General features: G+C 64.9%; 16 protein-coding genes, 1 rRNA gene and 2 riboswitches. Of the genes, 6 read left to right on the forward strand and 11 right to left on the reverse strand.

Features of this window, described 5'->3' with window-relative positions:
- The 6 genes from F757_RS34250 to cobW form a co-directional block, all read right to left on the reverse strand.
- Window positions 1-81, reverse strand: a 16S ribosomal RNA gene (locus tag F757_RS34250); the annotation flags it as partial.
- 402 nt (window positions 82-483) lie between these two features.
- Complete coding sequence (locus tag F757_RS35945; RefSeq protein ID WP_156923755.1) at window positions 484-636, reverse strand: hypothetical protein; 153 nt, start codon at window positions 634-636, stop codon at window positions 484-486.
- A gap of 87 nt (window positions 637-723) precedes the next feature.
- Window positions 724-1,353, reverse strand: a complete 630-nt coding sequence (locus tag F757_RS0128410) for a VWA domain-containing protein (RefSeq protein ID WP_051376884.1) — start codon at window positions 1,351-1,353, stop codon at window positions 724-726.
- A gap of 68 nt (window positions 1,354-1,421) precedes the next feature.
- The gene (locus tag F757_RS0128415; RefSeq protein WP_051376885.1) at window positions 1,422-2,576 is read right to left on the reverse strand and encodes an ATP-binding protein; all 1,155 of its coding nucleotides are present in this window, start codon (window positions 2,574-2,576) and stop codon (window positions 1,422-1,424) included.
- Window positions 2,573-6,382 (reverse strand): cobaltochelatase subunit CobN, encoded by a 3,810-nt coding sequence (gene cobN / locus F757_RS0128420; RefSeq protein ID WP_027214332.1) that lies wholly within the window; start codon window positions 6,380-6,382, stop codon window positions 2,573-2,575. Before cobN ends, F757_RS0128415 begins: the two co-directional genes overlap by 4 nt.
- Before the next feature lie 6 nt (window positions 6,383-6,388).
- A complete protein-coding gene (cobW, locus tag F757_RS0128425; RefSeq protein WP_035467554.1) occupies window positions 6,389-7,480 on the reverse strand; it encodes a cobalamin biosynthesis protein CobW in 1,092 nt (363 codons plus the stop codon).
- 167 nt (window positions 7,481-7,647) lie between these two features.
- Window positions 7,648-7,928, reverse strand: a riboswitch (cobalamin riboswitch).
- A gap of 69 nt (window positions 7,929-7,997) precedes the next feature.
- A riboswitch (cobalamin riboswitch) is annotated at window positions 7,998-8,240 on the forward strand.
- A 234-nt stretch (window positions 8,241-8,474) separates the two neighbouring features.
- Here cobW and cobA point away from each other — a divergent pair.
- The 5 genes from cobA to bluB are packed head-to-tail and all read left to right on the forward strand — an operon-like array spanning window position 8,475 to window position 12,252.
- Entirely contained in the window at window positions 8,475-9,239 is a 765-nt protein-coding gene (gene cobA, locus F757_RS0128430) for a uroporphyrinogen-III C-methyltransferase (RefSeq protein ID WP_027214334.1), read from the forward strand.
- Window positions 9,239-9,721 (forward strand): cobalamin biosynthesis protein, encoded by a 483-nt coding sequence (locus F757_RS0128435; protein ID WP_027214335.1) that lies wholly within the window; start codon window positions 9,239-9,241, stop codon window positions 9,719-9,721. Before cobA ends, F757_RS0128435 begins: the two co-directional genes overlap by 1 nt.
- Entirely contained in the window at window positions 9,718-10,320 is a 603-nt protein-coding gene (gene cobO, locus F757_RS0128440) for a cob(I)yrinic acid a,c-diamide adenosyltransferase (protein ID WP_027214336.1), read from the forward strand. Before F757_RS0128435 ends, cobO begins: the two co-directional genes overlap by 4 nt.
- A 2-nt stretch (window positions 10,321-10,322) precedes the next feature.
- Entirely contained in the window at window positions 10,323-11,621 is a 1,299-nt protein-coding gene (locus tag F757_RS0128445) for a cobyrinate a,c-diamide synthase (RefSeq protein ID WP_027214337.1), read from the forward strand.
- Window positions 11,605-12,252: a 5,6-dimethylbenzimidazole synthase gene (gene bluB, locus F757_RS0128450; RefSeq protein WP_027214338.1), complete on the forward strand. Its 648-nt coding sequence runs from the start codon at window positions 11,605-11,607 to the stop codon at window positions 12,250-12,252. Before F757_RS0128445 ends, bluB begins: the two co-directional genes overlap by 17 nt.
- A gap of 218 nt (window positions 12,253-12,470) precedes the next feature.
- Here the strand turns inward: bluB and F757_RS0128455 are convergent, their stop codons facing one another.
- From F757_RS0128455 to F757_RS0128470, 4 genes are all read right to left on the reverse strand, one after another.
- Window positions 12,471-13,076, reverse strand: coding sequence for a DUF4136 domain-containing protein (locus tag F757_RS0128455; RefSeq protein WP_035467557.1), 606 nt, complete (start codon window positions 13,074-13,076; stop codon window positions 12,471-12,473).
- A 46-nt stretch (window positions 13,077-13,122) separates the two neighbouring features.
- Window positions 13,123-16,014 (reverse strand): CHASE2 domain-containing protein, encoded by a 2,892-nt coding sequence (locus F757_RS0128460; RefSeq protein ID WP_027214340.1) that lies wholly within the window; start codon window positions 16,012-16,014, stop codon window positions 13,123-13,125.
- 81 nt (window positions 16,015-16,095) lie between these two features.
- Window positions 16,096-17,583, reverse strand: coding sequence for a FecR domain-containing protein (locus F757_RS0128465; protein ID WP_027214341.1), 1,488 nt, complete (start codon window positions 17,581-17,583; stop codon window positions 16,096-16,098).
- A complete protein-coding gene (locus F757_RS0128470) occupies window positions 17,580-18,317 on the reverse strand; it encodes a response regulator transcription factor (RefSeq protein WP_027214342.1) in 738 nt (245 codons plus the stop codon). Before F757_RS0128470 ends, F757_RS0128465 begins: the two co-directional genes overlap by 4 nt.
- A gap of 911 nt (window positions 18,318-19,228) precedes the next feature.
- Between F757_RS0128470 and F757_RS0128475 the strand changes: the two genes are divergently transcribed.
- The gene (locus F757_RS0128475; RefSeq protein ID WP_027214343.1) at window positions 19,229-20,062 is read left to right on the forward strand and encodes a class I SAM-dependent methyltransferase; all 834 of its coding nucleotides are present in this window, start codon (window positions 19,229-19,231) and stop codon (window positions 20,060-20,062) included.
- Here the strand turns inward: F757_RS0128475 and F757_RS0128480 are convergent.
- Window positions 20,047-21,009: a GlxA family transcriptional regulator gene (locus tag F757_RS0128480; RefSeq protein ID WP_027214344.1), complete on the reverse strand. Its 963-nt coding sequence runs from the start codon at window positions 21,007-21,009 to the stop codon at window positions 20,047-20,049. The two genes, F757_RS0128475 and F757_RS0128480, sit on opposite strands and share 16 nt — an antisense overlap.
- Between the last annotated feature and the right edge of the window lie 10 nt (window positions 21,010-21,019).

Here is a 21,019-nt window from a genome sequence, read left to right on the forward strand (position 1 = left end):
AAGCCCGCGCTGCCGTCCGACTTGCATGTGTAAGGCATGCCGCCAGCGTTCAATCTGAGCCAGGATCAAACTCTTCAGTTCAAACCTGTTACTGTTTTCGGGCTCTTTCGAACCCGGTCGCTCACTCAACGTACTGACGAATGATCTTTCCATCTCTCGACAGAAAAACCTTCCTTTCATTACTGTGTGAGACTTGATACTTTCGCTTNNCGCCAGATNCCGAAGAACCCGGCTCGCNTCGCGCATCAAGCGCCCACACTTATCGGCTGCTAGTTTTTAAAGATCATTCGCCAAGAAGCTCTGCTTTCTTCGCGTCCGTCATCAAACGGGAGGCGAATTATGCGATGCGGTCCGCGGGCCGTCAACCCCTTTTCTGCAATTATTTTCGAAAAGTAGAGAAATCGAAAAACGGTGCGGCTGCGCAGCAGTTCTCGCAGCATCAAAAATAGTTAGTCATCCAACATAATTCCGACCACCAGACGATCAGCCGTAGTTGAAAGCTCGCCCCGCAATGTGCACAACGGCTCCGGCACGCGTGCCGTCACCACTCACGGGCTTCAGTTCGATCAGTTGGAATCCGAGCAGCAAATGGCGATGAAGATCTTTGTATTCGACCAGCAAAACGATGTGCAGCACTGGTCAGCCGGTTCGAAATGAAGGCTACCGAAACCGGCACAATGTAAAGCGCATGCGCCGCTCAACCAATCAATTCGCATGCACCGCTCAACCAATCAATTCTTCAGGCGTAAAGCGCCGCGCCCCCCAAGCCTGTGCTGTTTTCTCGCAGCGGCCAATGCGTATCGTGCCGCGTTCGAAGTCGACGAACACGACCTCGTCCGCGTGGACGGGGCGCGCCGCCTGATCTGTCGTGCGGCCGTCGGTCAGTATCCACAACCAGCGCTGCTGTGCGGGTTTGCGCCTCGCGCCGCGAGACAGCAATTGTGCCGCGCACCGAATGCCGGCTGCGAAAGGCGTGCCGCCGCCACCGCCGACCGGTTCGAGCCAGCGCTCGTTCCACCAGCGCGGCACGGCGGGACCGAAACGGACATCCGCGCCCGCTCCGCCGAAGCAGATCAGTGCGGCCTGCGCGCGCATTGCACTTACGCGGTCGAAAAGCGCGATCAGCAGACCCTTTGCCAGCGCAAGACGCTCCTGTGCCAGCATCGAGCCGGAGCAGTCCAGCACGAAGCAATGCAGCACGCCGTGCCTCGGCATTTCGCGCACAAAACGCAGATCTTGCGCCCGCAGCCCGGCGCGCCCGTTCTGGCCCATCGCGGCGAATGTGCGCGGCCATGCAATACGCCGGCCGACCTTGTCATCCGCCCGTGCATGCGCATTGCCGCGCGAGCGCATGACTGCCTGCGCCTGTTGCCGCCATCGAAAACCGCTGTGCGAGTCAGCGGCGGCGCCCTTCCGATGGCTCAGCGTTTTTTTACATCGAGCGGAATCACGCCTTTAACGTGTCGGATCGCAGCTGGTTGCGGCGGCAAATAACCCCAATCCCCTTCGCCGCCACTTGCGCTGTCCTCCGACGACCCGGCCGAATCCCGCGGCACATCACCCGACTGCGAAAGCGGCTGCGTATCCGGCGCGTTTGTGCCGCTTGCCGACGATTCGCGCTGCTCACGCCGTCTATGCACGAGCACTGCCTCTGCAACTCGATCGACATGTTGCGTCGTGACCGCATCCGCCAGCTCCCATGCAGCGAGCGCGCGCGCGGCGCGCAGCATCACGAGGTCGGCACGCAAGCCGTCGACGGCAGCGTCGATACACAGCCTGCTCACCTGCGCATGCACTGCGTCGTCGAAACAAAGTCGCGGCAGTGCCTCGCGTGCCGCGCGAATCCGCTCCACATACTGCGTCTGCTGCGTTGCATAACCGGCGCGGAAACCAGCAGGATCGAGATCGAACGCAAGACGTGCTTTCACGATCTGCTCGCGAACGCCCGGCTCGAAGCAGTTGTGCAGTTGCACCATCAAGCCGAAGCGGTCGATCAGTTGCGGCCGCAGCTCGCCCTCTTCCGGATTCATCGTGCCGATCAGCACGAAGCTCGACTCGTGACTGTGCGATACGCCATCGCGTTCGATAGTATTTACGCCGCTTGCGGCCGCATCCAGCAAGGCGTCGACGAGCGTATCGGGCAGCAGGTTGACTTCGTCCACATACAGCACGCCGCGATGCGCTTTCGCGAGCAGCCCGGGCGAGAAACGCACGGAGCCGTCGCGCAGCACGGTTTCAATGTCGAGCGTGCCGATCAGACGATCCTCGCTTGCGCCAAGCGGCAGATTCACCAGTTGGCCTTCCGGCAACAACTCGGCAAGCGCGCGCGCCGCCGTGGATTTCGCCGTGCCGCGCGGCCCGCTCACCAGCACACCGCCTATTCCCGGATCGATCGCCGCGAGCAGCAGTGCCTGCTGCAATGCGGTTTGCCCGATCAGCGCGGCAAACGGAAACGCGGGCCTTGGCACCGCGCCTGAGCGCACATCGGGGGTGCCAGCGTTCGTGCCTGCGCTTGTGCCCGCATTCGTGCCCGCAGTCGTGCCCGCAGTCGTGCCCGCAGTCGTGCCTGCATTCATCTCTGCATTCCTTCAATCTGCTGTTCGCTCGCGAGCAAATGCCGTTCGACCTGCGCGCGATACTCGCCTGGCGTTTGCCACAACCCGCGCTGCATCGCTTCGATGAGACGCTCGCAGATCGCATGCAGTGCATGGGGATTGTGCTGTCGCAGGAATTCGCGCGTGTGCGGGTCGTTCAGGTAAGCGTCGGCAACCAGCGCATATTGATGATCGGCCACCACACGCGCAGTCGCGTCGTAGCCGTAAAGGTAATCGACGGTCGCCGCCATTTCGGCGGCACCCTTATAACCGTGGCGCTTCACGCCGTCGATCCATTTCGGATTGACCACACGGGAGCGCACTACCCGCGCTATTTCTTCATGAAGCGTGCGAACGCGCGGCGCGGCCGGGTTGCTGTGATCCGCGTGATAAACGTTGGGCTGATTGCCCGCCAGATGCCGCACGGCCGCGACCATGCCGCCCTGAAACTGATAGTAGTCGTTTGAATCGAGCAGATCGTGCTCGCGGTTGTCCTGGTTCTGCAACACGAGGTCCATGTCGGCGAGGCGTGTGCCGAACGCCTGACGCGCCTCTTCGCCTGCACTTTTCTGCGTGTATGCATAACCACCCCACGCCTGATATGCATTCGCGAGGTCCGCGTCCGTCTGCCATTGCCTCGCGTCGATCATCTCCTGCAAGCCGGCGCCATATGCGCCGGGCCGCGCGCTAAAGACTCGCCAGCCGGCGCGCCTGCGCGCTTCGGCAGGCTCCATGCCGCGCGCGATCAACGCGTCGCGTTCACGCATCACGCGCGCGCGAATCGGATTGAGCTCGGGAGGCTCGTCGAGTTCGGCAACTGCCTGCACCGCTGCATCGAACAGATGCATTACGTTGGCAAAGGCGTCGCGGAAAAAGCCGGACACCCGCAGCGTCACGTCAATGCGCGGTCTGTCGAACGCTTCGATTGGCATGATCTCGAAGTCGGTCACGCGATGGCTGCCCGGAGCCCACTTCGGCCGCACGCCGAGCAACGCCATTGCTTGCGCGATGTCGTCGCCGCCCGTGCGCATCGTTGCCGTGCCCCATACGGAAAGGCCGATTGCACGCGGATAATCGCCATGCTCCTGCAAATGCCGCTCTATCAGTAGCTGAGCCGACTTAAGGCCAAGCGACCACGCGGCCTGGGTCGGAATGGCGCGCGTGTCGACAGAATAGAAGTTACGGCCGGTCGGCAGAACATCGGGCCGGCCGCGCGAGGGCGAACCGCTCGGCCCCGGCGGCACAAAACGGCCTTCGAGACCGCGCTTCAATTGCAGCATTTCCTGAGTGCCGCATGCGTCGAGCCGCGGCAGCACGTCGTCGCGCAGCCGCTCGAGCACGCGTTGCGCTTGCGGCAGGCGCGCTTGCACCTCGGCGAGCGTGCTTGAAGCGCTGTCGTGCTCGCCGCATACGGCGAGCAGCATCTGCGCAGCGAGCAGCTCGAGTCGCTCGCGCGTATCGCCGCAATGCCGCCAGGGTGCATCGCTCACGCGTTGCAGAATGTCGGGACGCGGCCCCGTCCATGCCGCGGACCAATCGACAGACAACGCAACGAAAAAGTGATCGATTTGCAGATCGCGCGCCAACGCGTCGATCAGCCCTGCTTTGCCGCCTTGCCCGTCGCCGACGGGAAAACGCCCCAGCGCGAGCAACGTATCTCGCCGTTGAACGCCTTGCGGCGATTGGCCGAACGTGTGCAAACCGTCGCGAATCTGCGCCTCTTTCAATTCGCAGAGCCACGCGTCGACGCGCGTGAGCAGCAAGTCTTCGTCGTCCTCGCCCGCGGGCTTCGAAAGACTCAGTTCTTCATGTAGCCGGTGTTCGACAATGGTCGCGAGAATCGTGCGCCGCAACAGCCTCGCGCGACGCGGGTCGACCATTAGCGCCTCGTAGTATTCGTCGACCTGGCGCTCCAGATCCTGCAACGGCCCGTAGCTTTCCGCGCGCGTGAGCGGCGGCATCAGGTGATCGACAATCACCGCCTGAGCGCGACGCTTCGCCTGGCTGCCCTCGCCCGGATCGTTGACGATAAACGGATACAGATGGGGCATGGGCCCCAGAATCAGATCGGGCCAGCACGTATCGCTCAACGCGACGCTCTTGCCCGGCAGCCATTCCAGGTTGCCATGCTTGCCGACGTGCACGACCGCGTCCATGCCCCACTCATGCCGCAGCCAGAAATAGAACGCAAGATACGCATGCGGCGGGACCAGCTCGGCGTCGTGATAGCTCGCGTAATCGCCCTGTTCGCGCGAACGGGACGGCTGAATGCCGACGAACACATGGCCGCAGCGCCAGCCGGCAATCATGAAACGGCCGCGCCGCACGGTCGGGTCCTGCTCCGGCGGACCCCAGCGCGCGTTCAGCGCATCGCGCGTCTCTTTCGGCAGTGCGTTGAAATGCGCGAGGTAGTCGGTAAACGCGAGGCTTTGCAAAGCGGGCCGCAAATCGCGCACCACCGGGTCGTTCGTCACACCTTCGGTGAGCTTCTTCAGCAGCGCGTCGCCGTCCGCCGGAATTTCCGCGATGCGATAGCCTTCGTCGCGCAGCATCGACAGAATGCCGACCACCGAAGCCGGCGTGTCGAGCCCGACGCCATTGCCAATGCGTCCTTCGCTCATCGGATAGTTGGCAAGAATCAGCGCAAGCTTCTTGTCCGCGTTGTCGAGCGAGCGTAGACGGCACCAGCGGCGGCTCAGCTCAGCCAGAAAACTCACGCGCTCGAGATCCGGCTGATAGCGCACCACGTCGACTTCTGTATGCGGGCAGCGATAGGCAAGCCCCTTGAAACTGATCGCACGCGTGATGATGCGGCCGTCCACTTCAGGCAGCGCGATATGCATGGCAATGTCGCGCGAATTGAGGCCCTGGTTGTCCTTCTGCCAGTCGTCGCGATTGCCGCCGCTCAGAATCACCTGGAACACCGGTGCGTCGCCTGCGAGCGCGAGCGGCTCCGGGTCGTCGATTGCGGATGCGGCGAACGCCGTGGTATTGAGCACGAGCGAAGCATGATGTTGCGCGCACAACGACTGCACGACTTCTCGGCTCATTGCATCTTTCAGCGACGTGATTGCAATAGGCAGCGGATTGACGCCGCGTGCTTCGAGCGCGTCGATCAGCGCGTCGAACACCGCCGTGTTGGCCGCCTGAAGATGCGCCTTGTAGAACAGGATTGCCGCAACAGGCGCATCGTCTTGCCAACGCGCCTGCCAATCGGCGATGGTGGGCGTGTCGCGTTGCGGATGATAGAGCGACGCGGCGGGCAGCGCCCGCGGCGGCGCCGGTTCGGACCCAAAACCCAGCGCGCGATGCGCAATGCAGCGCAGGAACGCCTCTGCATTTTGCGGCCCGCCTTCGCGCAGGTACCGCCACAACTGGTGACAAAAGTCGGCATCCGCCGTGCTGCGTGCCAGCAGGTTCGGGTCTTCCTGCAGATCGCCGGAAAACATTGCGAGCGTCTGCTGTTTGCGCTGCGCGAGCGCGACCACCTGCTCGATGCCATACGGCCAGTACGCCTCGCCGCCAAGATGGTCGACTACGACTACGCGCGCGTGCTGCAACACGTCTTCGACATAAAAGTCCACCGACGCCGGCTGCCGCAGATAGGTCACATTAGCGAGGCGCACGCTCGGAAAGCCGTCGCCCAGGCGCGCAATGACGCTTGCAAGCAGCGACAGCGTGGTATCGGCGGAACTCAGCACGACAATGTCCGCAGGCCGCTGATCGATGCGAATCACGCCTTGCGTGTCATCGACGAAACCACCCGGCGTGGTGCGCAGCAGATGCATATGCGTCTACGCCCGTTGTCCGGCGATGCTTGAATCCACGCCGAGTGCCGCGTCGAAAGCACGTTGCAGCGCGGCCTGTTCGAGGTCTTCGCCGATCAGCACGAAGCGGCTCTCGCCACCTTCGCCTGTCTGCCAGCGTCGATCGAAATAGCTGTCGAAGCGCCGCCCCACGCCCTGAATGACGAGCCGCATCGGTGCACCAGGCAACGCGGCGAAGCCCTTCACGCGGTAAATCGTGTTGTTTTCGACGAGTGCCTGCAACGCGGCAAGCGCCGCTTCGCGCGAAGGCACGCTCGCTTGCACGACCACCGAATCGAATTCGTCGTGGTGATGATCGGCGTCTTGCGCCGACCCGTGGTGATCGTGGCGCAGGTGGATCGTTTCTTCGGATGCCGCCTCGAGCCCGAACAACGTGTGCAAATCGAGTTGCCCGTTCTGCGCGCGCACGATCTTCACTTGCGGCGGAATTTCTTCGCGAATCACGGCTTCCACTTTGTGTTGGCCGGCTTCGTCGAGCAGATCTGTCTTGTTCAGGATCACCAGATCAGCCGCGGACAACTGGTCTTCGAACAACTCGTGCAGCGGCGACTCATGATCGAGGTTCGGATCGGCCTTGCGTTGCGCGTCCACGGCAAGCGGATTTTCGGCGAACTGGCCGCTCGCGGCAGCCGGGCCGTCCACGACGGTAATCACTGCGTCCACAGTGAAACTGCTTTTGATCTGCGGCCAGTTGAACGCCTGCACGAGAGGCTTGGGCAACGCGAGGCCCGAGGTTTCGATCAGCACGTGGTCGATCTGCTCGCGACGCTCGACGAGCTTCTCCATTACCGGAAAGAATTCTTCCTGGACCGTGCAGCACAGGCAACCGTTCGCCAGTTCATACAATTGGCCTTCGGTCTCGACGCCGTTTTCGTCGCAGCCAATGCCGCAACCCTTGAGGATTTCACCGTCGATGCCGAGCTCGCCGAACTCGTTGACGATCACCGCGATGCGCTTGCCGCCCGCATGCTGAAGAATGTGCCGCAACAGCGTGGTCTTGCCGCTGCCGAGAAAGCCCGTGACGATGGTGACAGGAATCTTGCGCATCTGAGTTTGCATCGTGAGGTCCATCCGTGTGAGTTGCATGGCTGGCCGGCATGATCGCGCGCCGTTGCGCACGACGTGGCATCGCGAAACGCGGGGACGAACGACGGCCTTGCCGCTACAACAGGAACACGCAGAAAACGGGTATGAGGTCATGAGCGCAGCGCCGCATCCCCGCGGCGTTCGCCCTTCGTGTTCCGGCCGGTATCCGGGCTGGCGAAAGCGCCGCTTCCCCTTCCCGGACGAGTGATTTCTCGCCCAGTGGTGATATGCCCACGCGGCCTTGCGCGGGGACATCGAAGCCGGCTCTGCGGCGCCATGCAAACCAGCATGACGCTGCTTTTCGCTTACCGTTGCGGGGGCAGCACAGGTTGGCCCGCTCCATGCCAGGCGGGCGCCCTGTTTCCCGTTTAACTGCATGCGCACGAGCGCGCACACGAGCACCAGAAGTGCGTGCGAGTGTAGGCCCCGAGCCTTGCCACGTCAAGAAAACGCAAGCCGGGCGCGGGTGCCGCAGCGGCTTCTCGTGTGCTATCGTATGCGCGCGTTTGGTGCCCGCACATGCGTTCGCGTGTGCAGTTAAACGGGAAACAGGCAGCGCGCTTGCGCTTAACCTGTGCTGTCCCCGCAACGGTAAGCGACCTGCGGCGCGAATTTTTCGTCGCGCCGCGCATGCGTTTCAAAGCCACTGTCCGATCCATTCGAACGAATGCGGGCGGGAAGGCAAACGCGTGAGGCCGCCAGCCCGGATACCGGCCAGACGTGGAGGCGGCCCTGCCGATGTCGGGCCCACGCCGCCGGCTGCCTGACTCCGCGAGGGACGGAGATGAAGGCGCGAAAGCACGCTGGGTGAACCAACGCGCAAGCCCGGTTCGCCAACGTGCGTGCATGCACAGCTTTGAATGACTTCGATCTCCAATCCATTGCGTCTGTTCGCGCACTGCCGCACCACTTCGGGTACGAGGGCGGCACGCGTGCCGTCCGTGCCGCGCACGGTTCGCGAGCCGCGATGACGCGCGCGTGGCTTATCGGTGCAGGTCCCGGCGACGTCGAACTGATGACGCTCAAGGCCACGCGCGCCCTCGCACAAGCCGACGTGATCCTCGTCGACGACCTGGTGAACCCCGACGTGCTGCAATTTGCGCGCGAGGCGGCGACCATCGTGCATGTCGGCAAACGCGGCGGCCATCCGTCCACGCCGCAAGCAGGCATCGTCGCGCAAATGCTGGAACACCTCAGAGCCGGGCGCAGCGTCGCGCGACTCAAGGGCGGCGATCCGTTCGTGTTCGGCCGAGGCGGCGAAGAACAGCAGGCGCTCCATGCCGCCGGTATCGAAGTGGAAATTATCAGCGGAATTACGGCGGGAATAGCGGCGCCGGCTGCACTCGGCATTCCCGTGACGCACCGGGATCATGCGCAGGGCGTGGTGTTCGTGACCGGACATGGAGCGGGCACGAGCGAGCCGGATTGGGCTGCGCTCGCCGCCACGCGCATGACGCTCGTCGTCTACATGGGCATGCGGCGGCTTAGCGATATCGTCGCCGCATTACTGGCGGCAGGCATGCGTGCCGACACGCCGTGCGCGGCGATCGAATCGGCAACGCGTCCCGAACAGCGGCATGTGCTTGCAACGCTGGGCGATTTCGCCGATGCCGTTGCGCGCGCGGGACTGGGCTCGCCGGCTATCGTGGTGATCGGCGGTGTGGCGGCGCTCGCGCTTGAACGTGTCTGCGCCGCTGTTTCGCCACAGGCGCCTTCGGTGCCGGATGCATAATGAAAACGCTTAGCGTGGGCATCGGCTGCCGCCTGCATGCGTCGGCGGACGAAATCGAAAACGCCGTGCATGCCGTGCTCGGCTCGCATGCAATCGAAGACATCGCAACCGTCGCTTCAATCGAAACCAAAGCTGACGAAGCGGGCTTGCTCGAATTCTGCGCGCGCCACAAGTTGCCGCTGCAACTGTTCTCGCGCGAGCAGATTGCCGCGATGCGTGTGACGCAACCATCGGCGGCCGCACGTGAACATGTCGGCGTCGACGGCGTGTGCGAACCTTGCGCGCTGCTCGGGGCACTGCATACGGCGTGGCAGGATGTTGGCGTTGGCATCGCAGCGCATGAAGCGTCGCCAGCGCCCGCCGCGAGTGCCGCGCCGCTGATCGTCGGCAAGACCGTTTGCGCTGGCGTGACCGTGGCGATTGCCTCGGCGCAACGCACGCAAGCGGACAGCGCTACCCTCAATCAACAGGACCTTCCATGAAGACCGACCCCGAATCGCATCAACGCATGACCGAACGCCGGCGCGAAGGCCACGAAAAGAAGCAGGCCAACGCGACCGTCGAAAAAGGTCTTCTGATCGTCAACACGGGCACCGGCAAAGGCAAGACCACTGCCGCGTTCGGCATGGCCGTGCGCGTGCTCGGCCACGGCATGCGCCTTGGCGTCGTGCAGTTCATCAAGGGCGCATTGCACACGTCGGAGCGCGATTTTCTCGGCGCGATTGCCAACTGCGACTTTGTCACGATGGGCGACGGCTATACCTGGAACACGCAAAACCGCGAGGCCGACATGGCCACCGCGCGCAAAGGCTGGGACGAAGCACACCGGATGATCCAAAGCGGCGACTATCAGATGGTGATCCTCGACGAGCTGAACACCGTGCTCAAATACGAGTACCTGCCGCTCGACGAAGTGCTCGCCGTCATCAACGCGCGTCCCGCGATGCTGCATGTAGTCGTGACCGGCCGCCATGCGCCGGATGCACTTATCGAAGCCGCCGACCTCGTCACCGAAATGCGCATCGTCAAGCACCCGTATCGCGAGCAAGGCGTGAAGGCGCAACGCGGCGTGGAGTTCTGAACGTGTCCGCGTGTCCCGCGCTTTTTATCAGCGCGCCCGCGTCGGGTCAGGGCAAGACCACGATCACCGCGGGCCTCGCGCGCTACCATCGGCGGCTCGGGAGGCGCGTGCGGGTCTTCAAGACCGGCCCTGACTTTCTCGATCCAATGATTCTCTCGCGCGCGAGCGGCGCGCCGGTGCTGTCGCTCGATCTGTGGATGGTCGGGCAGGACGCCTGCCGGCATCTGCTTGCCGAAGCGGCGGCCGAAGCCGACCTGATCCTGATAGAAGGCGTCATGGGTCTATTCGACGGCACGCCGAGCAGTGCCGATCTCGCCACGGTATTCGGCGTGCCGGTACTCGCGGTGATATCCGCGAAGGCAATGGCACAGACCTTCGGCGCAGTAGCCTTCGGGCTCGCGCATTTCAGGCCGCAGGTGCCGTTTCACGGCGTGCTCGCCAACCGCGTCGGTTCGGCGCGTCATGCGCAGATGTTGCAGGAGGCGTTGCCGCCGGGGCTGCGCTGGTGCGGGCACATTGCCGCGGACAGCGAGATCGAACTGCCCGATCGCCACCTCGGTCTGCATCAGGCCGACGAAATCGCCGATCTCGACGCGCGTCTCGAACGCGCCGCGGATGCGCTCGCCCATACCGCGCTAGCCGCGTTGCCGCCCGCCGTGGAATTCGGCGCGCCGACGCCGCCCGTGCTGCCGCGTCTTCTGCAGGGCCGCAAGATCGCCATTGCGCGCGACGCCGCATTCTCGTTCATCTATCCGGCCAACATCGCCCTGCTCGAAGCGCTGGGCGCACGCGTGCACTACTTCTCGCCGCTCGCCGATGAGAGCTTGCCCGCGGACACCGACGCGCTGTATCTGCCAGGCGGCTACCCCGAACTGCATGCGGCGGCGCTGTCCGGCAACGCCCGCAGCGCCGCCGCGGTGCGCGACCACGCGGCGGCCGGCAAGCCGCTCGTCGCCGAATGCGGCGGCATGCTCTATCTGCTCGACCAACTCACCGACACACAAGGCGTGAGCACGCCAATGCTCGGCCTGGTACCCGGCCACGCGACCATGCAAACGCGCTTCACCGCGCTTGGCATGCAGCAGATCGACAGCCTGCATGGCCCGATGACCGGCCATACGTTTCACTACTCGAAGATCAGCACCGCCCTCGTGCCGCTGCGCTGCGCCACGCGGCCTCAGGGCGAAGCCCCGGGCGAGGCGCTCTATCGCGTCGGCTCGATTGTCGCGACGTACATGCACGCCTACTGGCCCTCCAACCCGGCCTTCGCGGCCGCTCTGTTCAATGGCGAAGCCTTTTAACGACGCCGACCGCGAAGCGGTCTATCGCGCGATTCATGAACGTCGCGACATGCGCCACTTCGTGCGCGATCCTGTCGATGCCGCCGCGTTGCAGCGCCTCCTCGACGCCGCGCATCACGCGCCGAGCGTCGGCTTCATGCAGCCGTGGCGAATCGCACGCATCACGGACCGCACGTTGCGTGCGGCGCTGCACGAGATCGTCGAAAGCGAACGGCTTGCCACTGCCGATGCGCTCGGCAAACGCCGCGACGAGTTCATGAAGCTGAAAGTGGAAGGCATGCTGGAATGCGGCGAACTGCTGGTGATGGCGCTGATGGACGGCCGCGAGCGGCACGTTTTCGGTCGCCGCACATTGCCTGAGATGGATCTGGCATCAGTGGCCTGCGCGATCCAGAACATGTGGCTCGCGGCGCGCGCGGAAGGTCTCGGCATGGGCTGGGTGTCGCTCTTCGACGTGGATGCGGTGCGCGATCTGTTGCACATGCCGCAAGGCGCCAGGCCCGTCGCGATACTGTGTCTCGGTCACGTCGAGCAGTTCTACAGCGAGCCGATGCTGCAATCAGAGCGCTGGGCCGAGCGCATGCCGCTCGCCGACTGCGTGTTCGAGAACTTCTGGCCGCAATCGCGCTGAGCGCCGCTGAGCGCCGCTGAGTGCTGCTGGGCGCTGCTGGGCGCTGCTGGGCGCTGCTGAGTGCTGCTGAGTGCTGCTGAGTGCTGCTGAGTGCTGCTGAGTGCTGCTGAGTGCCGCTGAGTGCCGCTGAGTGCCGCCGAGTGCTGCTGAGCGCTGCTGAGCGCTGCCGAGTCCTGCTAAGCGCCGCCGAGCGCGATTGCAAGCTTGCGATTGCAACCTCACCTGTCGAGCGGCTTGACCGAGACCACGTCCGGTACGCCGCGCGCGTCGTTCATGCGCAGTTTGACGCGCCAGTCTGCCGGCGCGCCGAACGGAAACCGGGCCAGCGCGCTTTTAGCGAGCGCAGGCGCCGCTCGTAGCGGATCGGCGTCACGGTCCGTGCTCGCCGCGCCGACCTTGTAGACCTCGCGTCCGTTTTCCCGCTCGAAAAAGCGCAGCGTGAGGGTATGCCGATAGAGGCGTGCGCCGAACAGCGCGAACGGCGCGCCGTTTTGCTGGCCGCAATCGCCTGTCGAGCAATCGCTGCGGCCTACGCCGATTTCAGCGGGCCGCGTTTCGTAGCCGACTGAAAGCAGGTAATGCGCGGGACGCCCGGCCGTTTCCGCGAACCCCTGCTTTGCCAGTTCGTCGCGCACAGCTGTTTCGAATTGCGGGTGGGCGCTGCCCTCACCCTGCGTCGGCATGCGCGCGAAGGTGTAGGTGCGCTCGCCCGGCAAGGCGCTTGCGGGCGTGGCGGTATGCACGTCCGCGTGCAGGCCGGTGCAGCCGGCCAGGCTCACGGCCGCCAGCGCCGCGCAGAGAAGCACCGCTTTCACTCCGTTCATCGCGTGGATCCCATTCACCGCTTTCACTATTCGTTCCTCGCTTCGATTAGTTGCGCGCTCGCGCGTCGTCAAGGGGGCTCCCCGGCACGCCCGATGGTTCGTCGTCTAGAACCGGCAGTCTGATCGTGACCGCGGTGCCGCGCCCCGGCGCGCTGGTTACCGTGACCTCGCCGCCGTGGCGAGTCACGACGGTCTTGACGAAAGCCATGCCGAGCCCCGCTCCGCCCACTTCAGGCCGCTCGGTTTCGTGAAAGCGCCTGAAGCGCTCGAAGAGACCCGCCTGCTGTTCTGCGGGAATGCCATAGCCTTCGTCGCGGATCGTGCACGAGATGCGGTTTGCCGCGGCGCGCGTGGTGGGTGTTGTGGCCGATGTGGCCGTTATAGCTGACGCGGGTGTTGTGGCCGTTGTAGCTGATGTGGGTGTTGTGGCCGCTGCAGCCGTTGTAGCTGATGTGGGTGTTGTGGCCGCTGTAGCCGCCGTAGCCGCCGTAGCCACCGCACGCGTCGGCTTCGTATAAGAAAGCTCGCAGGTAATGCGCGTGTCGGGCGGACTGTATTTCACCGCATTGTTCAGAAGGTTGACGATCGCGCGCGTCATCAGCGAGCGATCAGCGCAGATCCAGTAACCGCCCTCGGCGGCGGCGTCGTCGAGATCGCCCTGGCCGTGCGTTCCGCTATCCAGCGTGATGCGCTTTGCATGCGCCTGCGGCCAGACTTCGTCGCTCGCGTCGATGACGATCTCAGCGAGATTCACCGGCTCCAGCATGTAGTTTTGCGATTCGGCACGCGCCAGTTGCACGAAGTCGTCAGCGAGTGTCAGCGCGCGTTGCGCATACCGTTCGATGCGCTCGAGCACGCCGCGCGCGAGCGCCGGCGTTTCGCGGGCGCGTTCCATTTCCACCAGCGCGAGAATCGACGCCTGCGGCGAACGCATATCGTGCGACAGCAGCCGCAACGCGTCTTCGCGCTGACGCTCGGCGGCATGCAGCGCGGACACGTCGACGAGGCCGGCGATCCAGCCGGTGGTCTCGCCCTGCGCATTGGTGCAGTTCGCGTAGCGCAACAGATGATCGCGCTCGTTCGCGTCGCGCACTTCGACGCCTTGCGCCATCAGCCCGGCAAACTCGCTGCGCGCGGGATCGAGCAGCGCCGGCCAGTGGGCGCGCGCGAACAGGGTGTTGTCGGCGTCGGACGCGGCGCCGCTGTCGATCGCCTTCACGAGCGTCAGGCCGCCGAGCACCGCCTGCATCGCGCGTCCTTCCGGCATGGGCGCGCCAAGTCGGGTGAAGTGTGCCTTCGCGGCATGATTGGCAATCAGCACGATGCCGCGCACGTCGCTCACCAGAATCGGCTCGGGCACGCTGTTCAGGCTGTCCCACATGAAACGCTTCATGTCCTGCACGCGTTGCGCCGCCTGCGCCATCAGCGCCATGTGCTGCTCCAGCACGTCGCCGCCGAATTCGCGGCGGCGCTGCGGCGTCTGCGGCAGCAGGTGCGGTTCGTTGGCGAGGCGCTGCAGTTCCTTGCGCAGATAAGCCATCGTCATTTCGAGGCGGCGCCAGTTCCAGATCGGATAGACGACCACCACGCCGATAATCGCAGGCACTGGCGAGAGCCACAGCCGCGCGCCGTATAGCAGTATCGCGCTGGCGGCCATCGCGAGCAGGCACAGCGCGCCCGTCAGCAGCAATGAGCGGCGCGGCGACAGCACGAGAAAGCCCGCCAGCAGCGCGGCAAGCGGCGCGAGCGACACTCCGGACAGCAACCACCGCGCGGCGGGCAGGACTTCGCGGCCGGTGAGCAGCGTATCGAGCACGTTCGCATGAATATAGACGCCCGGCAGTGGGCCCAACTCGCCGGAGACGGGCGTAGCGAAGCGGTCATACAGACCGGACGCGGTCACGCCGATCACGACGATGCGCCCGCGCAGCTTTTCCACGGGAACCTCGCCGGCAAAGACGCTGGCGAAGCTCAGCTTCGTATAGCTTTGCGAGTTGCGGCTGAATGGGATCAGGAAACGGCCGTCGCTGGCGTTGTTGGGGTTCGGCTGGGGGATGGAGGCGGCGCTTTCGGCGCTTCCGGCGCTTCCGGCGCTTCCGGTGCTTCCGGTGCTTCCGGTGCTTCCGGTGCTTCCGGTGCTTCCGGTGCTTCCGGTGCTTCCGGTGCTTTCGGCGCTGCCGGTGCTTCCGGCACTACCGGCACTTCCTACACTACCGGCACTACCGCCGCTGCGGCCTGTGCCCCCGCCGGGAGCACCCCCACCGCCCCCAGCCCGACCGCCGCCTTCGCCCCTCGCCGGCCCCGAATTCAACGCAAACCTGCCCTGCCGCGCCGCCCGTGCGACGGTCACCATCAGTTGGGGCCAGCGTGCGTCGGCGTCGCCTTCGTATTGCGCGACGCTGCGCACGATCCCGTCGCTGTCCACTTCGAGATTGATGTGGCCGAGGCCGGCCGCAGCCTGCGCGAGCGGCGCCACCGGTTCGACGACGGCATGCGGCCCGCCCCGCCCGTCGTTGGTAAGGAGCACGGGCAGATAGGTCGGACTCAGCGCGACGGCGCGGGCAAAGCCCGCATCGTCGCGACCGGGTTCGGTGAACAGCACGTCATACACAACCGCGGCAGGCCTCGCTTTAGCGAGCTGCTCGAGCAGACTTGCGTGAACGTTACGCGGCCAGGGCCAGCGGCCAAGCTGCGCGATGCTCTGGTTGTCGATCTCCAGCACGACAATGCCGGGCAGCACCGGCTGCGCGTGCCACATCAGCAGGCGGTCGTACATCAGATGATCGACGCTCGCGCTCATGCGCCCGAGCGAGCCGAACAGGATTACCGTAAGACCGAGGCAGCCGATGGCTACCCATTCGATCAGAAAGCGCCTGCCCGCGCGCCGTCCAAGACGGGCGCGGGGGTCGAGGCTCAGGCGCGTAGGTGTGTTCGACAAGGCGTGCGCGTAGGTCTTCAGGGGCGGGTGAGCGTGTAGGTTGGAAAGCCGATCGGCTGCGGCCTCGGGAAGCCGCCAGCGTCAGCGCGCGAGCGTAAACGAGCGAACCGCGCTGCTCGTCTCGTAAAAGCGGCCATTGTCGAACTGCTCGGCCACGATCGTCCAGTAGTAGACGCCCGGCGGCAGATCGCTTACCACCAGTTGGCCGTCCGTCAGATCCGCCCGATCGACAATCGGATAACGCAAATCGGGCGTCGCCGCCATGACAAAGCGAAAGCGCGTCTGCCCGGAAGCCGGCGCGCGGCTCACGAACCAGCGGAACTCGTACTCGTGGCTGCCGGGACGCGGCGCGGCCGACGCCGCAAGACCGAACTGACGGCGCTCGAAGCCATACACCTGCGGCAGTCCTTCGAGTCCGTTCCGGTCGATCGCGGCAATGCGCACGAAATACGTGCCGTCCGCGAGGTCGGCGAACTCGGCATGCGGCCCGCTCACGCGCAGGTTGCGGATCAGGTCGAGCTGGTCTGCGTCGCGCGAAATCTGCACGCGGTAGGCCGCGACCCTGCTCGCCTTGTCGGTGTTCGCGCCGTCGGGCGGCGGAAGCAGATCGAAGACAATCGTTTTGCCGTCCTGAACCCGCGACGGCTGCGCGAGCGCGGGCGCGTCAAGCAGCGGGAGCGCGTCGCCGGGCGCGCCGTTGGCCCGCGTGACGCTGCCAAAGCGCGCCGCCAGCAGTTGCGCCGATGCCTGCAACGGCACACCGGGCGCGGACGCGCGGGCGGCGGCTGGATCGACACCGACCGCGCCGTCGAGCACCTCGACTGCGGTGGCCTGGGTGTCGCCGTCATATGCGACGCGGAAATGCGTGCCGCGCACGCCCGCGACCACCGAGGGCGAGCGGATCTCGAAGCGATCGTCCTGTTTCGTCGCGTGCGTGACCTCGCTTTCGACGCGCCCGCGATGCAACGCCAGTTGCCGGTCCCCTGCGCCCGTCAACGTGGTGTGCCGCAGCTTGCCAATGTCGAGCACGCCGTCTTCGGTCATCGTCACGTGTGAGCCGTCGGACAGCGAGAGCGTGACAAAGCCGTTCGGTCCCGTGCAGATGCGGTCGCCTTCGCCGAGCGTCGCGCCCGTCACAAGCGGCAGGTAGGGACTCTTGCCGAACGCCCGTTCGGCCGGACCGCTCGTCGCGATCACACGCGCCGTCTCCGGTTCCTGTTTCAGTCTGTCAGCCGGCAGACGCAGCGCTACGCCCGCGTGCATGCGGCGCGGCGCCGGCACGTGATTGAGGCGGCTGAGTACCGTCCAGTCGCCGGTATCGCTCAGATAGCGGCTCGCGATTTCGTAGAGCGTGTCGCCTTCACGCGTCACATAGGAGACATAGGCAGGCGGCGCGGCTTTGGCGCGCTGTTTCGGCGTGCTCGCGCCGGCAGACTGTGCGTGCGCCGCGGCCGGCGCGAAGCACGCCATGGCGAGCATGCCCACCGCCGTGAGCAGTGCGCCCGCGCGGCGGCTCGCCGAACTACTGCTGTTGCGCGTTGCGCGAGCTGCGTCGACGGCAAACGTCACACCTGCCCCGCTTCGGACCGCCCGCTGATGGCTGCCGCCTCACCGGCGGATTCCAGCCGCTCGAGCCGGTAGCCATAGCCGTAAATCGGCGTGAGGCGATAGCCGTGCTCCGGGCGCAAGCCGAGCTTGCTGCGCAGCATCGAGACGTGCGTGTCCATGGTGCGCGACGGGATGTCGGTGGCCTGCTTCCAGATCACGTCGAGAATATGCGCGCGCGAGAGCGGCCGGCTCAGATGCTGGAACAGCAGCAACGCGAGCTCGAACTCCTTCTGCGTCACCGCCACCTTCGTGCCGCGGACCACCACGTGCTTCGCATGCAGGTCGAACTCGAACTCGCCGAAAGTTTCCTTCGCCGACGGCGGCTTCAGATGATAGGCGCGCCGCAGCAAAGAACCGACGCGCGCCAGCAGCACCGCGGCGGAGACTGGCTTGACCACGTAGTCGTCGGCACCCGTATTCAGAATCGACGTGATGTCGCTTTCCTGGCCGCGGCTCGTCATGAATAGAACCGGCAGGCGTTCCGACAGGCTTTCACGCACCCAGCGCAGGACTTCTTCGCCGGACATGTCAGGTACGTTCCAGTCGAGCACCAGCAGGTCGAAGGTCTGGCGCCGCAACTGCCGCACCAGTTCGCGGCCCTCTCCATATGCGTGACAGACATGGCCGGCCGCCGACAGCGTTTGACATACAAGATCGGCCTGTGCCGAATCGTCATCCAGGACTGCAATTCTCATAGAACCCCGCAACGCGACTTTATCGTTTCTAACTGGCGGACCGGCCCTACCGGCAGCCGTGATGCACTGTCGTGAGACCGGCGGACTGGCCGGGATGCCGGTGCTCCAGGCACCGGGGGATCCGGCCTTCCACTCATCTACAGTTCGAAGTTTCTTCGACTTTCTTTCGACTAATGGTCCTTCGCCTCGCGCCCCGTACAGACTCTTGCCACTGCGTCGCCACTCCGTCTCAAAAATAGAGCGTAATTTTTGATTCGGGAGCGGCGATTATCAAATCGGCGGTAATCATAATCGAAAAAACGGCTGTTTCTGCCGGATTCCTTTGAACCGCTCGCGCCACGGCGTCTTTTCTATTGCGCGCCGCTTTTGTTCTGTCGACCTGCTGTTTTTATGCTTATGCATTGCGCCCGCAGTTGACTGCGTGTTGCCGACAGGTTTTCTACAGATTGCCTGCATTTGACCTGCTCGCCTGCATTCGTGCTGCCTGCGCTGCTTTTTGCCGGCCTCGCTCGCTCCGGCGGCTGTGTGCGCTTTGTGCGCCTTCTGGGGAAAGCTTCTGGTTTGTCTCTCGGGTTCCGCCGCGTGGTATGTCTGCGCATCCGGCCGCGTTATTGGATCAGGTGGTCTCACTCGCGCGGTGCTGGCCCCGCCGCCTTTCTGCCTTTCTATTTCACGCCGCCGCGGAAATCCGAAACAGCGATTTGACATTTCGTGAGTCAGTATAGGAACTGTCTCAAAATAAATCGTTTAAGCTTTGTCAAATCGGCTTGCCCTCGCCCGACGCTAGCGGACAAACCTGCTTTCACGCGCCTGGCCTCGCGCCACGCCTCACGTTCGTGACTGTCGCAGACCCGGATTGTTCAATCCGCGTGGCGCCGCCTAAGCTTTCACGAGACTCTTAAGGAGGCGCGATGAAAAGCCCCAGCACCGACACTCGCTTCGCCGGCTCGATTCCGGAGCTCTACGACAGCCAGCTCGTTCCGATGATCTTCGCAACCTACGCCGCCGATCTCGCCAGGCGCGTCGCGGCCCGCGCGCCGTCGCGCGTGCTGGAAACCGCCGCCGGCACCGGCGCCGTGACCCGCGCGATGGCGCTGGCCTTGCCCGCCCACGCAGAGATCGTCGCGACCGACCTGAACCAGCCGATGCTCGACCGCGCCGCGGCAGCCGGCACCGCGCGGCCGGTTACCTGGCAGCTCGCCGATGCAGCCAACCTGCCGTTCGACGACGCCAGTTTCGACGTGGTTGTCTGCCAGTTCGGCGCCATGTTCTTTCCGGACAAGCCGCGGGCGTTCGCCGAAGCGAGGCGCGTGCTGCGGCCAGGCGGCATGCTGCTCTTCAACGTCTGGGATCTCATCGAGGAAAACGAGTTTGCCGATACCGTCACCGCCGCGCTTGCCGGCCTTTTTCCGTCGGACCCGCCCCGTTTCATGGCGCGCACGCCGCACGGCTATTTCGACCGGCAAGTCATTGCGCGCGACCTCGCGGATGCGGGCTTCAGCGCGCCGCCCTCGTTCGAGACGGTTGCCGCGCGCAGCCGCGCCGAATCCGCGCGCGTAGTCGCGCTCGCCTATTGCCAGGGCACGCCGTTGCGCAATGAGATCGAGGCCCGTGCCGGCGCGAGTCTCGAAGCGGCGACCACGGCAGCCGGCAGCGCACTTGCACAGCGCTTCGGCAGCGAGGCGCTGGACGGCAAAATCCAGGCGCACGTGATTGCCGTTGCGCGCGATCACGCTTCGCGCTGAGCCGACGCCCCGCGCGTTTCCCGGCCCAAACGACGCACCGCCTGAGGCGGCTGGCCGGTCGCGCGCAGGAACGCGCGTCGCATCCGCTCACGGTCGGCAAAGCCCACCTGGTCCGCGATCACATCCAGCGATAGGCGGCCTTTCTCCAGCATCAGTCGCGCCGCTTCGACCCGCAAGTGCTCGACGGCTTTCGCGGGCGACTGCCCCGTTTCGGCGCTGAACGCCCGGCTGAACTGGCGCGGGCTCAAACCGGCAATGCCCGCGAGCTCCTCGACGCTCAATGGCTTGCGCAGGTTGGCGTTCGCGTAGTCGATGGCTTTCTGGATCCGGTCGGACTTCGGATCGAGGTCGAGCAAGGTCGAAAACTGCGACTGCCCGCCCGCGCGCCGGTGATATACGACGAGCTTGCGCGCCACCGTGCGCGACACATCCTGTCCGTGGTCTTTTTCGATCATCGCGAGCGCCATGTCGATGGTGGCCGTCATGCCCGCGGACGTCCAGATTGGTCCGTCGACGATGAAAATCTGGTCCTCCTCCACGGCGATCTTCGGGAAACGGCGCTGCAGATCATTGGCGAACCGCCAATGGGTGGTGGCCCGCCGGCCGTCGAGCGCGCCCGCCTCCGCGAGGACAAACGCGCCCGTGCAAGGCGCCGCTATCCGCCGCGAGGTCTCGAGCGAGCGCCTGACGAATCCGGTCAACGCCGCTGACCCCAGCTCGATGTCCACGCCCGAGCCGAACATCACCGTGTCGAAAGTGTCGTCGCCAAAAGGCTGTGTCTCGACGCGAATGCCCGCCGACGACAGCACCAGCCCGCCGTTCTCCGACAGCAGCGTCACTTCATAGGCAGGCTCTTCGAGCACCCCGTTGGCGACCTCGAACGCGGTGACCGCAGCAAAGCCCATCAGATAAAAGTTTGGAAATACGACGAAACCGATTCTGTGCACGCGCGACTCC

The sequence above is a fragment of the Burkholderia sp. WSM2232 genome (assembly GCF_000472545.1).
Classification (GTDB): domain Bacteria; phylum Pseudomonadota; class Gammaproteobacteria; order Burkholderiales; family Burkholderiaceae; genus Paraburkholderia.

Coding starts and splice junctions, on each gene's coding strand:
- F757_RS0128410 (WP_051376884.1), bottom strand. CDS start 1,353: ATGCGCTCGCGCGGCAATGCGCATGCACGGGCGGATGACAAGGTCGGC.
- F757_RS0128415 (WP_051376885.1), bottom strand. CDS start 2,576: ATGAATGCAGGCACGACTGCGGGCACGACTGCGGGCACGACTGCGGGC.
- cobN (WP_027214332.1), bottom strand. CDS start 6,382: ATGCATCTGCTGCGCACCACGCCGGGTGGTTTCGTCGATGACACGCAA.
- cobW (WP_035467554.1), bottom strand. CDS start 7,480: ATGCAAACTCAGATGCGCAAGATTCCTGTCACCATCGTCACGGGCTTT.
- cobA (WP_027214334.1), top strand. CDS start 8,475: ATGACGCGCGCGTGGCTTATCGGTGCAGGTCCCGGCGACGTCGAACTG.
- F757_RS0128435 (WP_027214335.1), top strand. CDS start 9,239: ATGAAAACGCTTAGCGTGGGCATCGGCTGCCGCCTGCATGCGTCGGCG.
- cobO (WP_027214336.1), top strand. CDS start 9,718: ATGAAGACCGACCCCGAATCGCATCAACGCATGACCGAACGCCGGCGC.
- bluB (WP_027214338.1), top strand. CDS start 11,605: ATGGCGAAGCCTTTTAACGACGCCGACCGCGAAGCGGTCTATCGCGCG.
- F757_RS0128455 (WP_035467557.1), bottom strand. CDS start 13,076: ATGAACGGAGTGAAAGCGGTGCTTCTCTGCGCGGCGCTGGCGGCCGTG.
- F757_RS0128470 (WP_027214342.1), bottom strand. CDS start 18,317: ATGAGAATTGCAGTCCTGGATGACGATTCGGCACAGGCCGATCTTGTA.
- F757_RS0128475 (WP_027214343.1), top strand. CDS start 19,229: ATGAAAAGCCCCAGCACCGACACTCGCTTCGCCGGCTCGATTCCGGAG.